Here is a 15633-nt window from a genome sequence, read left to right on the forward strand (position 1 = left end):
CGATCGCCGCTTCAGCTATCCAGGATTAAAAATACTACTCTTCGGGGTTGACAAAACACGCCCACTTGACCTACAATTCTAGATAATGGGAATCTGTCTATTTAAAAGTATATTTGAAATAATAATAAATACGTTTTTCCAAACCCATTTTGAAAATTCAGCAAAAATAGCTTGAACTCCTCTTCCCTCTTGCTTCTTCCTCACCAAGACTTACTTTTTCAACAGACCCTATTTAGCGTCACGGGGAGTAACTCATCTGGATCGAGTAAAAAGACGGTTAACTTCTCCTCAGCTTGAGTGAAAAGAATAACATGAGTAGCGATTTGCAAAGTATCAGACTGACGATAAGATTCAGGTAAAACCCGAATTTGACTTAAAGACACGTCTAAAAGAGTAGGAGTTTGACCAAGTACAATCCCAAAGGTTTCCTCTACACTATTTTTAGCTAGGAGTAAATAACCTCCAGTTTGGGAAGATCGAGGTTGACTAGAATTAAATAAACGTTTGTGTAAATCAATTACGGTGATTTCGCGATCGCCGAGATTAGTGATACCATAGTGAGTTAAGCCACTTCCTAAGACAGAAGTATATTTATTGATTTTGATGACCACATCGATATTAAAAGCCAAATGTAGTGAACCCACTGTAAAGAAAAGAATTTTCAGAGACTTATTTGCTGTACTCATATTATTTACTTAGTTGAGATTGCTTCTTGGTTAATGATTTGTTGGATTGATTTGAGGAATTGTTGTTCAATATAGGGTTTAGTAAAATAAGCATTAGCGCCAAGCTGCATAGCGAGACGACGATGTTTATCGTTACTACGGGAGGTAAGCATAGCTACAGGAATCTTGAGAAAGTCGCGATCGCGACGACGTTGAGTCAAGAATTCAAACCCATTCATATTGGGCATTTCAATATCACAGATTACGAGACTAATGCCAAAATTACCCTGGAGTTGATCTAATGCTTCTCGTCCATCTTTAGCGCTAATAACGCGATAACCGGCTTTTTCGAGGGTCAAAGCTAGGGTGCGTCGCATTGCTGCTGAATCATCTACTACTAGAATCGTTCCTGTTTTAGTGGGGGTATATTCCTCTGTGGTTGGTTTAGAGATAGAGACGTTAATAGGGGTAGAGACTGTGTCGGTATCTAAAACTAATTCCAGGAGAATTGCGCCATTAATTACGGGAATGAGACTACCATCACCGAGAATGGTACAACCATAAGTATAGCTTGGAGGAGCGAGGGTAGAGCTAAAAGCTTTAATTACTAACTCTTGTTCACTGAGTAAGCGTTCCACTTCTAGGGCATAAATTTGCTGTCCACGACGTATAATCAAAAATGGTAAAGCCCAATCTTCTGGGGTAGGTACAGAGATGAGAACTTTACTATCAAAAGTTGAAGAAATCGAACAATTATAGGCTAACAAATCCTTGAAGCTATAAGCAGGAATGATTTGATTACCCACTTGCAAAAAACGTTGTTTACCCGAAACCCGTATTTGTTCGCTTTGAGGAATAATGATTTCTTCGATACTATCAGAAGGAATTGCTACAGGGGTAGTTCCAACTAAACAAACTAACAGTTTAGCGATGGTTAGAGTTAGGGGTAAACGCAGAGTAAAAGTTGTCCCTTTATCTCGATTAGAGTTAACGTTAACTGTACCTTTGAGGGAGCTAATTTGCGATCGCACTACATCTAACCCTACACCCCTTCCTGATAATTCGCTGACTTTGTCTGCTGTAGAAAAACCTGGTGTAAAGATAAAATCTAATAATTGCTCTCTTGATGCTACTGCTATTTGTTCTGGTGATAAGAGTTCTTTTTCTAAGACTTTTTGGGCTATTTTATCGAGATTGATTCCTCCTCCATCGTCTTTAATCTCGATAATAGTTTGATTACCCTGATGATAAGCTTTAACCTCGATAATACCTTCACTGGGTTTATTTTTCTTAACCCTTTCTTCGGGAGTTTCGATACCATGGTCAAAAGCGTTGCGCAATAAATGTAATAGAGGATCATAGAGTTTTTCTAGTGCTACCCTATCTACTAGTACACCTGTTCCACTTAGTTTTAATTTAACTTGTTTGTGATAATTTGTAGATAAATCCCGTAAAACTCTAGGAAATCGGTTTAATACTTCTGATAGAGGTAACATTCTCGCCCACATTAGCTCATCTCTAACTCTAGTGAGCATTTGGCGTTGTTCTTCGATACTTTGATTGGATTGTCGGGAAAATAAGGCTATATCTTCTACCGCTTCTTCGAGTTGGATCATTTCTTCTAACAATCCTTGCAGCATACTATGAATAGTACCATAACTATCCATTTCTAGAGTATCAAAGTCAGAAGCTATATAACTATAATCAGCAACCGAGTTATATTGACTAAAAGGACTAATCAACATTTGGTCTGATAATTCTCGCAATTTTTTATTCATATTTTGAAAGCGAGAAAAGCGATTCATTAACTCTCTGACTGTTTTTTGTAATTGTTCATTTTGCAGAGATAAACTATTACGATTAATAGCTAATTCACCGATTAAGTTATTAATTCTCTCAATGCGATTTAAATCTATACGCACTGACAGATTAGAAGCTGTTGTGGGGGTAGTTTTGGCTTTTTCTGGGGTAGGTGGGGTGACTTTTGCTGGTTGAGATGGAGTAGGTATCTTTGTTGAGGGGATGTCTGTTGCTTCTGGTAATTTCTCAAAGATATTCTCGATTGACTCAACTACAGTTTCTAAATTGTCTTTAGTAGTTGCTACTTCTTCTGGTGAGGTATTTGTTTCTGTAAAGATATCTTCTAAACTCGCAGGTGTCTCTACGTCACCAAAGACATTCTCTAGACTTGGTGCAGTTTCAGAGGAATTAATATTATTTTCTAATAGGGGTGTTGCGTCTGTTTCTGTAAAGACATCTTCTAAATTAGGGGATGTTCCACTTTCTGATAAGGTATCTTCTCCTAGTAAAGATTCATCTTCTCTAAACACATCTTCTAAACTTGGTGGTGTTTGAGTTTCTATCTGATTAAAGGTATCTTCTAGTAAAGATGTATCCTCCGTTTCTGTAAAGATATCCTCTAAATTAGGGGATGTTCCACTTTCTGATAAGGTATCTTCTCCTAGTAAAGATTCATCTTCTCTAAACACATCTTCTAAACTTGGTGGTGTTTGAGTTTCTATCTGATTAAAGGTATCTTCTAGTAAAGATGTATCCTCCGTTTGAGTTTCTATCTGGTTAAAAGTATCTTCTAGTAAAGATGTATCCTCCGTTTCTGTAAAGACATCTTCTAAATTTGGCGGTGTTGCTGTATCTACCTGATTAAAAGTATCTCCTAATAAAGACTCATCTTCTCTAAAAATATCTTCTAAAGTAGGTGGAGCTTCTTTTGTAGTTAAAGCTATTAACTCGGGACTTGGTTTACCCCCTAATTGGCGATCGCCTGCTAATACTTGTTCTCTACTGAGGGTATAGTCTGTCAGCATTAAACGACAAATAGTTAAAGCTTGTTCTGGATGTAGTTCTAAAGCCGTTAAAGCTGTAGTCCCAATCGCTCTAAAGCCTGGTAAATTCAGTAATTCTCCAAATCCTGAACATACGTCTATTAATGCTCTCGCTTCTCCGATTACGTTGTATTCTTCTGGAGTAGCGATAACCGCTGCTAATCTGCTTAATTCTTGTTCTACATCTATTTCAAAGATAGACGCGACCATATCTATACCCAAATCGCTCGAACTAGGTATATAGTCTTCTAATTCTGCTAGTGCTTGACTCAGTTTAGCGTCTAAGAATTGAAAGACATTTTCAGCTTGTAACAAGGCTTGTTCTTGGTCAAAACTACCTGTTTCTATTTGTTCTAATAGAGGTATGCGCAAGCAATCGTATCCTTGTAATAGCAAAGTTTCCAAGTCTTCATCGATAATTATTTCTTCGCTATAAAGTGCTTTAAAATAGTCTTCGAGATGATGAGAAATGGTTTTAATTGCTTCTAAATCGACACTTGCTGCTCCTCCTTTAAGAGAATGAGCGGCGCGCATAATAGAATGAATTGTTGGGGTTGATTTTTCTTCTTTGAGGGTTAATATTCCTGCTTCTATAATGTCTAATAATTCTAAGGCTTCTTCGATGAAGAATTGATAGGCTTGATCGTCGATATTGCTAGGAGGTGATTCTACTTTTGTACTTATTTGGGCTAGAGATAATAAGGCGTTTGAGGGTTCACCCCCTGAATCGCGATCGCCTGCTAAGACTAATTCTCTACTAGTTTGAACATTTGCTTGAAAAGCTTGGCTAATTTGCTTAATTTTCCCAGGATTAGCTGTAATTGCGGCTGTTGCTGCCTCGGTAATCGCTTTTACTCCTGGTAAGTTGAGTAATTCCCCGAATCCTGCAAACATTTCGATTTGCTCTCTTAACACCGTCTCACTTGCGGGTTGATTGTCTAGGGTTTCGATAATTTGTGCTACGTCTATGTCAAATAGCGAGTCTGCTATATCTATACCCAAATCACTAGAGCTAGGTATATAATCTTCTAATTCGGTGATTGCTTTGCCTAGTTTAGCTTCAATCGCGGTAAAAATTGGCTCAGCCTGAGCTAGGGCGTGTTGTTCATCAAAACCGCCTGTTTCTATTTGTTGTAATAGGGGCAAACGCAAACAGTCATAGCCTTGTAGTAATAAGCTTTCTAAGTCATCATCGATGCTCACCTCATCGCTATAGAGTGCTTTAAAATAATCTTCAAGACGGTGAGAGATGGTTTTAATTGCGTCTAAATCTACGCTTGCTGCTCCCCCTTTAAGAGAATGAGCGGCGCGCATTACTTCATGAATTGTTTGGGTGGTTTTTTCACTTTTAAGATTGAGTAACCCTGTTTCAATAATATGTAAAAGTTCGGGTACTTCTTCGATAAAGAATTGATAAGCTGAGCCTTGTCTATCGTGATTAATCATGGTTTTTGATCTTAATAGCAGTACGCATCTCGAGTGTTTAATATTTTCAAGTCGTGAAACCCATTTCAAGAGTTTGGAGGAAAGGAGTTAGGTGTTATCATTCCTATATACCATATTCTATGAGTGCCTCATTCTTAATTCTTCATTTCCCTCTTACCTTGTGCATGAGTGCTATAGCTTATATTTAGCAGTATTTTTTTGTAAATCTTGTGTCATAGACAATAATTTTTGACAAGAAGTCAGAGATTCTGATGTGGTTGCCGAAGTTTCTTGAGCGATTGCTGCTACCTGAGCCAGTGCCTGTGTTATATCTGTACTTTCGCTGGATTGTTCTAGAGCTGTTTGAGCTATTTCGACGATAAATTGATTTATTTTGTTGGAAACTAGGGTAATTTGACTTAAACTTTCTCGGGTTGTTTCTACTAGTGTAGTTCCCTGTTCTATTTGTGTTTTTTCGTTTTCGATCGCCGTGACTAAATCATTACTTGCACTGCGGATATCCCCAACGAGTTTATCGATATCTGCGGTTGCTTCTGCTGATTGAGAAGCCAGTGACCTTACTTCATCGGCGATTACAGCAAAACCTCTACCCTCTTCTCCTGCTCTAGCTGCTTCGATGGAGGCTTTTAAAGCTAATAGGTGGGTTTGGGCGGCTATTTTACCGATTAGACTGACTACTTTACCTATTTCTTGACTTGATTCCCCTAATTTTTTGACTTTTTCGCTCGTTTCTGCTACTATGTTTTGTATATTGAGCATTTCTGTAGCTGTACGAGTTATAGTGGCTTCTCCTTCTTCAATTTTCTGGTTAGCTTGAGCGAGTGTTACTTCTGCTTGTTCAGCGCTAACCGCAACGTTACGTACTGATTCATTCATCAATTGTAAGCGTTCGAGAGAGTTAATAATCTCTTGGGTTTGGCGATCGCTTTTTGCGGCGAGTTGTTCGAGGAAATTTTGATTAAACTCAGTGTTATCAATTATGGCTGTGGTTGTTTGTTGAACCTGAGTAACGATTTGACGTAGATTAGCTACTAGTCCATTATAAGCATCAGCGAGAGTTCCGATTTCATCGGGGGTAACTTTGGCTTCAATAGTGAGATCTCCTTGACTAACGGGATAGATTTCCATCATTAGCTGTAAGGCTTGTTGTTGCAATTGTTCTTTAGCTTGGCGTTGTTGTGCTAAACTGAGTCGTTGACTCTCCATAATTGTAGCTCGTTCTATCGCTAAACCTACTTGAATAGCTAATTGACTTAAAAAGTCTATGTCTCGACGTTGCCAATTGCGAGGTCCTGAGCATTGATGAGCGATTAATAAGCCGATAAGATTATCTTGGATAACGATAGGTGTAACTAAATTAGCTCTCACCTTAAAGGGTGCTAGTTGTTGTAGATGACAATCAGTTAACCCTGCGTTATAAATATCTGGGGTAGCTTGTATTCTACCTAGTTTATATTTATCTACGTATTTTTCAGCGAAACAGGGATCAGCGATGGTTGCGCCTAAAGCTGAGGGGAAATCTTCAGCCACAGACTCAGCGATAATTTTACCTTGCCAAGTTTCATCAAAACGGTAGATAATCACGCGATCTGCTTTCAAGGTATCACGCGCTTGGTTAATAACGAGGTTAAAAATCTCTGTTGCTGTCGATAATTGCCCCATTTCGGTGATAATTGCCGAGAGTTTTTGTTGACTTTGGGTATCTTCTTGTTGTTTTCTCTCTAAGGCAACGCGATCTATGGCTATACCTATTTGAATAGCTAATTGTCTGAGGAAGTTTATTTCTCTAGGTTGCCAGGGGTGGGTTTTTTGACAATCATGTCCAATTAATAAGCCAAATAATTTCCCCTGACTGACAACAGGTACAATTAAATTAGCTTTTACCCCTAAACGTTTCATTAAATCTAGGTGATCAGGGTGAAAATTAGCCTTAGCTGTATCTGGTATAGGGACAACTCTACCTTGTTGATAGGCTTCGAGTAAGTTTTTGGGGATACAATTATCATCTATAGAAGCTTCTAGGGAACTTTCAATACCATAAGCGAGGGCTTCTAGGGCTACGTGACCTTTACCTTCGGTGGTTATATGGTAAATCAGGAGACGATCGAGGGCGAGGATATTTCTAGCTTCTTCTAGTTTATTATTTAGGAAAATTGGTAAGTTACTCTCACGCAAATCGGAGTTATTACTCATCTTTGCCAGCATAGTCGCTTGTTGTGTTTCTAGCTCCAGATTCTGTTGATTAACTTCTATCTCTCTAGTTATGTGGTCAAAATTACTAGCTAATTGACCGATTTCGTCTGCTCCTGCGATCGCCAGAGTTTGACCTTTACCTGGTTGCCAATTGTGGACAAAAGAGGTTAATTTTTCTATTCTGGTGGTCAGATATTTTTTAAACAAGACAGCGGTAAGCAGGTTAAGTAATAAAGCCAATCCTGTTATCCCCAAAATTGAGCCTACATTGAGAGGAGGATTAGGAACACCCCGAACTAAGACATCTTCTGGGCTAATAGTCTTAGCAGCTAGAAGCATTTCTACTCCTTGAATATTAGCTTTCCCTGTAGCCTGGTTATTAGTAATTGCTTGTTGAATTAACCTTTCTACCCCTGGTTCAATAGTTGCTGTAGTTTGACTAGGATAAATTGCGGTATATCCTATATTATTAATGTTATTTAGTTGTTCTGGAGGGAGATTAGAGATAATTTCCAACTCAGATTTAGCCTGATTGAGTAGATTAGCTTGTTGATGTTGCCCTAGTAACCAAATTCCTGCTCCTCCTAGACCAAGAATAGAGACTAGGGCTGGTAATAGACTCGTCCAGAGCTGTTTACTACCAACTGGTAGGTCTTGTAACCAGTTTTTTTCAGAGGAAGGGGAAGGAGGATGGGTGATCTCGATTACCGGTTTAGGGGGAGATTCCGGGGGAAGATAATTAGAGTTAAGTTCCTCTTGTTGTCTATCAGGAGAGGTTTGAGTCATGGCTGTTAGTTACTTATGTGGGTTACTGTACTTTAAATCTACCGACGGTAGCTTGTAGCTCTTGGGCTACATTTTGCAGTCGTTTAAAGGATTCTGACACTTCTGTAGCGGTGTTAGAGGTTTTATTAGAAGTCGTGGCTACATCGGTCATAGTATGGGAAACATTCTCGCTAGTTTTAGCTTGTTCTCCTGCTGCTTTAGCGATTTCAGCGACTAATTGGTTAATTTTGGCTGAAGCTACGGTAATGCGGTTGAGGTTACCTCTGGTTTCTTCTACTAATTTAGTACCTGTAACTACTTGCTCTGTACCTGATTCCATGGCGGCGACTACTTCGTTAGTTTCTGCTTGAATTTCGGCTACTGTTTTTTCAATTTCTGCTGTAGCTTCGGCTGATTGTTGAGCTAGAGAGCGCACCTCATCGGCTACTACTGCGAAACCTCGTCCTTCTTCTCCCGCGTGGGCTGCTTCAATAGAGGCGTTAAGTGCTAATAGGTTGGTTTGTTCAGCGAAACTACTAATCAGGTTAACTACCTTAGAGATTTTCTGGGTTGATTCTCCTAAGCGTTTGACTTTTTTAGCTGTTTCGGCTACTGTTTCTCGAATAGCCATGATCCCATCTACGGTGCGGTTCATCGCTTCATCACCTAGTTCTACGCTTTCTACTGCTTGTTTTACTACTGATTCTGCTTCTTCGGCGTTCATCGCGACTGCTCGAATTGATTCGGTCATCGCTTGGATTTCATCGAGAGCTGAACTGATGTTTTCGGCTTGGGTGATGGCTTCTACGGATAGTTGTTGTACAGAGGTTTCGTTGGTAAGGGTGGTTTCGGCTACCTGTTGGCTAGCGTCGAGTACCTGGGTTACGATGCGTCGTAAGCTTTCGATGGTGGCGTTATAGGAGTCAGCGATTGTCCCTATTTCGTCTGCGGTGACGCTAGCTCTAATGGTTAAATCTCCTTGACTGACGGGATCTACCTCCATGAGTAGTTCTAAGGCTCGTTGTTGTAGTTGTTCTCTACCGCTGCGCTGTTCAGCTTCGGCGCGTTTTTGGGCTTCTACTAGTTCTATACGTTCGATCGCTAGTCCTACTTGGGTGGAGATTTGACCAAAGAAGCCTATTTCTCCTGCTTCCCAGTTACGTGGTGCTGAACATTGGTGGGCGATAAGTAAACCTAGCAATTCTCCTTTTACTACTAATGGTGCTACTAGGTTAGCTTTAACCCCAAAGGGTTCTAGTTGTTGAATATGACAGTCGGTTAAACCCGCGTTACGAATATCTGGGGTAGCTTGTACTCTACCTTGTTTATATTTTTCTACGTATCTCTCAGCAAAACAGGGGTCAGCGATGGTTGCTCCTAATGCTCTTGGCCAATTTCCTTGCACTGATTCAGCTACTATTGTACCTTGCCAAGTTTCATCGAAGCGGTAGATAATTACTCTATCTGCTTGGATGATTTCTCTAATTTCTTCGGTTGCTTTATCAAAGATTGTATCTAGGTCTAATGCTCCTGCTAATTTCAGGGTGACATCTTTTAACATTTCTGTTAGTTTGATACCAAGTTTTTGTTGTTGGAGGAGGTCAACTCTTTCTAAAGCTGGTCCTAATTGGGCTGCTACTTGACTGAAGAAGTCAATTTCTGCGGTTTCCCATTCGCGGGTGTGGGAGCATTGGTGGGTGATTAATAGTCCTAGTAAGTTATTTTTGACTACTATTGGTGCTACTAGATTAGCTTTGACGCCAAAGGGCTCTAATTGTTGAAGGTAACAGTCGGTTAAACCCGCGTTAGAGATATCTGGGGTAGCTTGGACTCTCCCTTTTTTGTATCTTTCTACGTATCTCTCAGCAAAACAGGGGTCAGCGATGGTTGCTCCTAGTGCTTTGGGCCAGCCTGGGGCTAGGGATTCTGCTATAATCTTACCTTGCCAAGTTTCGTCAAAGCGGTAGATGATTACTCTATCTGTTTTGAGACTAGCTCTGATTTCTTTGAGTACGGTTTCAAAGATTGCCTCTCTATCTAGTGCTCCTGCTATTTTCAGGGTAATGTCTCTCAGTTTAGTTGCTTGGACGTTGGTTAGTTGTTGTTCTTTGACCAGATATTCTAGGCGATCGCTGACGGTGTTGAGGCTACTTTGTAAAGTGCCTATTTCGTCTGTACTTTCTACGACTAGGGGTGTCTCTAAAGTTGTAGTTTTTAGGGTTTCGCTGGCTTGGGCTGCTTGGATAATGGGTTTGGTCAAGCGATCGCTTAAAGTTTTGCCTATACCTGCACTCACTAAACCTAATCCTAGGGTACTTAAAATTATGGGGAGTCCTTGGTTTCGTCCTGTTTTAGCTACTGTTACTGGGGTGGCTAAAGCTGTTCTCCAGTTTAAATCGTATTCTTTGAGTTGATTCGAGGCTAACAGGGCTACTATTTTTTGTTCTCCTCCTTGAAAGTCAAAGGCGTAGGTGTCTTCTAGTTGTAAGGGGAGATTGGGGAAAATTTCTTCTATTCCTTGACCTATATGAGCTGCTGTACTCGCTGCTGTAACTTTATCACTACCATCAATGACGAAGAAATCTTTTGACTCTAGTTGGTATCTAGCCAAAAGTGGATTAAAAACATCTGTAGGAATACTTGCACCAATTATACCAATGATTTGTCCTGTGTTTTTGTCTTTGACTGGTGCGGTGATATAAAATTTATGGGTTTTGTCGGTTTGACTATATTGGGGTTGACTGATTAGCGGTTTTTCTCTACCTAATGTTTGTTGAAAGAATGCTTGTTCGCTTTCCTCTAGTGGCTCTCCTGACAAGGCTAGTACTTGACCTGTGCTATTTAAAAAGACTAGATTGCGATAATAGGGATAAGTTTGACGATAGATGTCTAATCTGGCGTTTTTTTCGGCGTTAGTGCTATTAGCTCTTAATTCTGGATCGGCGAATAAGTCTAATTGTCCTACTGCGCTGACGTCTTTAACGCGCTCGCTCACAAATAATTGGATGGCGTCGTTTATACTTCTGGTTTCTCTTGTTTGTGTTGCGATGATGTCTTTACGGGTTTGTTGAGTTGCTAGATAATAACTGATTCCCCCTAGGGTTAATACGGGAAGGGTACTTAAGGCGATCGCTACTAAGCCAACTTTATTTTGGACACTCAGTTTTTGCCACCAATTTCCCGATGGTTGTTGCTGAGTGTTAGTTACTACTTTTGGTGCTACTTGATTAGTTATTTCTGTACCTGTTATTACCGCTTCAATCCCTGGGTTATTTTCGTCTTGGGGATTGGGGGCTGGTTGTTGTGGGGATAACTGGGTCATACTACTAGATTATTTTCTGTTATTTATTCACTCTGCCTTTGTCCTAATTATATAGTTCCCTAAATTTTGGAGTGACTAACGTTTATTTTCATTTAATGTAGTAAGAAGCTTTTGCGGTGATCTCAAATCTTGCCTAAGTACAAAAGTACTATTTGCCCCAAATCTTCTTTCTGGTAAAGGTTTTAACCATCCCTACCCCCTACCTCAATTAGTAACTTTTGCCAAAGATGCCAGATCTGAGGTGATGAGGGAATCCCACACCATATTAAGCTAAAATAAGATAATAACTATTGTTAAGCAAAACTAAACTGTGACAGAATCCAAGAGTTATCAAAATACCGTTAATTTGCCCCAAACTAAATTTGAGATGAGGGCTAATTCTGTTGCCAAAGAACCAGAGTTACAGCGATTTTGGCAAGAAAACCAAGTTTATGAGCGATTATCCCAAGAAAACCCCCAGGAAAGCTTTATTCTCCACGATGGACCACCCTACGCCAATGGCTCTCTACACATGGGACACGCTTTGAATAAAACTCTTAAAGATATTATAAATAAGTATAAACTACTTAGAGGTTATAAAGTTAAATATATTCCTGGTTGGGATTGCCATGGGTTACCGATAGAGCTAAAGGTCTTACAAAAGATGAAATCTGCCGAAAGAGCAGAGTTAACCCCCTTAAAATTGCGCAAATTAGCCGAAGAATTCGCCCTAGAAGCGGTAACAGAACAAAAGGAAGGGTTTAAACGCTTTGGAGTGTGGGGAGATTGGGAACATCCCTATTTAACTCTAACCCCAGAATACGAAGCAGCCCAAATAGGGGTATTTGGGGCAATGGCTTTATCAGGATATATTTATAGAGGGTTAAAACCTGTACATTGGAGTCCAAGTTCTCGTACAGCTTTGGCTGAAGCTGAGTTAGAATATCCCGAGGGTCATACTTCTTTAAGTATCTATGCTGCTTTTAAGGTAGTAAGCATAGGAACAAAAGCTCAAGCAATTCTTACCCCTTTTGCAGAAGATTTAGGGGTAGGAATTTGGACGACCACTCCTTGGACAATTCCTGGTAACCTAGCAGTAGCGGTTAATCCTGAGTTGAGTTATGCAGTGGTAACGGGTAGTCCAACCCATCGTTATCTGATTGTAGCTACAGAGTTAGTCAGTAGATTAACAGAGATTATCGGAACTAATCTAGAGGTGGTAGCAACTCTTCGAGGAGAAGATTTAGAATATTGTACCTATCGTCACCCTCTTTATGATAGGGAAAGTCCCATAGTAATTGGGGGAGATTATATCACCACAGAATCAGGTACAGGTTTAGTACATACCGCACCAGGACATGGACAAGAAGATTATATCGTCGGACAAAAATACGGTTTACCCATTCTATCTCCTGTAGATGACGCGGGGAATTTTACAGCAGAAGCGGGAGAATTCGCAGGGTTAAATGTACTTAAAGACGCTAATCAAGCAATTATCGCGGCTTTAAACGCTCAGGGGGCTTTATTAAAAGAAGAACCATACGTGCATAAATATCCCTATGATTGGCGTACCAAAAAACCAACTATATTTCGCGCTACAGAGCAATGGTTCGCTTCAGTAGAAGGATTCCGTAGCCAAGCATTAAAAGCGATCGCCTCGGTAGAATGGATACCAAGTCAAGGACAAAACCGCATTACCCCTATGGTAGCCGAGAGAAGCGATTGGTGTATCTCTCGACAACGCAGTTGGGGTGTACCTATACCAGTATTTTACGACATAGAAACGAACGAACCTTTATTAAATGCCGAAACGATCGCTCACGTACAACAAATTATAGCTGAACAAGGCTCTGATGCTTGGTGGAAATTATCAGTAAAAGAATTATTACCAGAATCTTATCGCCAACAAAGCGATCGCTATCGCAAGGGAACTGATACAATGGACGTCTGGTTTGATTCTGGTTCTTCTTGGGCGGCGGTAGCTAAACAAAGAGGTTTAAAATACCCAGTAGATATGTATTTAGAAGGCTCAGATCAACATCGAGGTTGGTTTCAGTCTAGCCTACTCACTAGTGTAGCAACTAATAAGATTGCTCCCTATCAAACAGTGTTAACCCATGGTTTTGTCTTAGATGAAAAAGGCAATAAAATGAGTAAATCTGTGGGGAATGTAGTTGATCCTTTAGTAATTATCGCAGGTGGGAAAAACCAAAAGCAAGATCCCCCCTATGGTGCAGATACTTTACGTTTATGGGTGTCTTCGGTAGATTATTCGACAGATGTACGTATCGGTAAGAATATACTCCAACAATTGGCTGATATTTATCGCAAAATCCGCAATACCGCGCGTTTTCTGTTGGGGAATTTACACGATTTTAACCCCGAAACCGATACTATCCCCTATACTGACTTACCAGAATTAGACCAATATCTGCTGCACAGAAGCACAGAGGTTTTCACCGAAATTACCGACGCTTTTGAGAGTTATCAATTTTTCCGCTTCTTTCAAACTGTGCAAAATTTCTGTGTGGTAGATTTGTCTAATTTCTATCTAGATATCGCCAAAGATAGACTATACATCTCAGGAGTAAATTCTCATAGACGTCGTAGTTGTCAAACAGTCTTACAAATAGTTTTAGAAAATCTCACCAAAGCGATCGCTCCTGTACTGTGTCATATGGCAGAAAATATTTGGCAATACTTACCCTACCCTCAACCTACCCAATCAGTGTTTGAGTCGGGATGGCTAAAATTAGATCCTCAATGGAATCAACCTGAATTAGCTAAACCTTGGGGAATCCTCAGAGAGTTACGCAATGAAGTTAATAAGGTTATGGAACAAGCCAGAGTAGCTAAAATGATTGGTTCATCTTTGGATTCTCAAGTCATACTCTGGAGTGGTGAAGCAGAAACAAAAGCGCTATTAGAAAAATATCTAGTAGATGAAAGTAAGGGAGTAGATGAATTGCGCTATCTTTTCCTAGCTTCTCAAGTACAATTAGCTACTTCTTCTGAGGCGATCGCTTCTGCTACCTATCATTCTGTTGATGGTAAAATAGCTATTGCCATTGAACACGCTATTGGACACAAATGCGAGAGATGCTGGAATTATTCCCCCAAAGTAGGTGAATTTAGTCAACATCCTACCCTCTGTGAGCGTTGTTATGAAGTTGTAGAATCTTAACTTTCAGCAAAAATTGTAACCCTATCTTAGAGAAAGATAGGGTAGGTCACGCTACAATGAAATAACTTAGATATTAAACAATACTAGTAAATTCCTCTAATCTTTATGCAATCTCTTGACGCACCAAAACAAGGTTTACCAGTCACCATTATCACTGGTTTTTTGGGAAGTGGTAAGACTACCCTATTAAACCATATCTTAACCAATCAAGAAGGACTTAAAACCGCGGTACTGGTTAATGAATTCGGGGAAATTGGTATAGACAATGAATTGATTGTGGAAACCGAAGATAATTTAGTCGCCCTCAATAATGGTTGTGTCTGTTGTACCATTAATAATGACTTGGTAGAAGCAGTCTATACAGTTTTAGAAAGAGAGCAACAAATCGATTATCTAGTGGTAGAAACTACGGGTTTAGCAGATCCTCTCCCTGTAGCTTTAACCTTTTTAGGGACAGAATTAAGGGATATGACTCGTCTTGATTCAATTATTACCCTAGTAGATTGTGAGAATTTTAGCTTAGATCTATTTAACTCTGAAGCAGCTTATAGTCAAATTACCTACGGTGATATCATTATCCTCAACAAAATTGACTTAGTAGATGAAGCAGATGTAGATAGACTAGAAGTAAAAATTAGAGATCTTAAACCAGGTGCGAGAATTCTACGTACCTCTAAATCTCAAGTACCTCTATCTCTGGTTTTAAGCGTAGGTTTATTTGAGTCGGATCAATATTATGGAGTAGAAGATAAACACGAACACGATCATGATCATCACCATCACGATCACGATCACTCTCATCACCTCGAAAACGATGGGTTTACTTCTTTATCTTTTAGTAGCGATCGCCCTTTATCGATTCGTAAGTTCCAAAACTTTCTCGATAATCAATTACCTGTCTCGATTTTTCGCGCTAAAGGTATTCTCTGGTTTGACGAGAGTCCCCACCGTCATATTTTCCACCTTAGTGGTAAACGTTTTACCATAGAAGATGACCAATGGCGTGGTGAACCCAAAAATCAATTAGTTTTAATTGGTCAAGACTTAGATCATGATAAACTACGTCAACAATTGTCAGATTGCTTGATGTAGAATAGCCCTGAAAATAATCTCCTGTTAAACGTGACATACTCCTACACCGAATCAAAGATTATGGTGTAGGCTTCTTGTCTTTCACCTTCAGAGATGATTGACCGTTTTTGAGTGAGGCGATGCCCATCCCCACTTTTTTAATTA

The 15633-nt window shown here is 39.8% G+C and carries 6 protein-coding genes; 2 read left to right on the forward strand and 4 right to left on the reverse strand.

The window, feature by feature from the left end; all coding sequences use genetic code 11:
* Window positions 1-218 precede the first annotated feature (218 nt).
* The 4 genes from EA365_15905 to EA365_15920 all read right to left on the reverse strand — a co-directional run bounded on the left by EA365_15905 (window position 219) and on the right by EA365_15920 (window position 11234).
* Window positions 219-686, reverse strand: a complete 468-nt coding sequence (locus EA365_15905; protein ID TVQ42161.1) for a chemotaxis protein CheW — start codon at window positions 684-686, stop codon at window positions 219-221.
* Window positions 687-691: 5 nt separating this feature from the next.
* Entirely contained in the window at window positions 692-4954 is a 4263-nt protein-coding gene (locus tag EA365_15910; protein TVQ42162.1) for a hybrid sensor histidine kinase/response regulator, read from the reverse strand.
* A gap of 171 nt (window positions 4955-5125) precedes the next feature.
* Window positions 5126-7933 (reverse strand): GAF domain-containing protein, encoded by a 2808-nt coding sequence (locus EA365_15915; GenBank protein TVQ42163.1) that lies wholly within the window; start codon window positions 7931-7933, stop codon window positions 5126-5128.
* Between the two features lie 22 nt (window positions 7934-7955).
* Window positions 7956-11234: a GAF domain-containing protein gene (locus EA365_15920; protein TVQ42164.1), complete on the reverse strand. Its 3279-nt coding sequence runs from the start codon at window positions 11232-11234 to the stop codon at window positions 7956-7958.
* Between the two features lie 310 nt (window positions 11235-11544).
* On the opposite strand from EA365_15920, the gene EA365_15925 reads away from it, so the two are divergent.
* Together EA365_15925 and EA365_15930 are read left to right on the forward strand one after the other, a co-directional pair.
* On the forward strand, window positions 11545-14397 hold the full coding sequence (locus EA365_15925; protein ID TVQ42165.1) for an isoleucine--tRNA ligase: 2853 nt from the start codon (window positions 11545-11547) through the stop codon (window positions 14395-14397).
* Between the two features lie 105 nt (window positions 14398-14502).
* Complete coding sequence (locus EA365_15930; protein TVQ42166.1) at window positions 14503-15489, forward strand: GTP-binding protein; 987 nt, start codon at window positions 14503-14505, stop codon at window positions 15487-15489.
* Window positions 15490-15633: the final 144 nt, after the last annotated feature.

Origin of the sequence: Gloeocapsa sp. DLM2.Bin57 (assembly GCA_007693955.1) — a bacterium.
Classification (GTDB): Bacteria; Cyanobacteriota; Cyanobacteriia; order Cyanobacteriales; family Gloeocapsaceae; genus Gloeocapsa.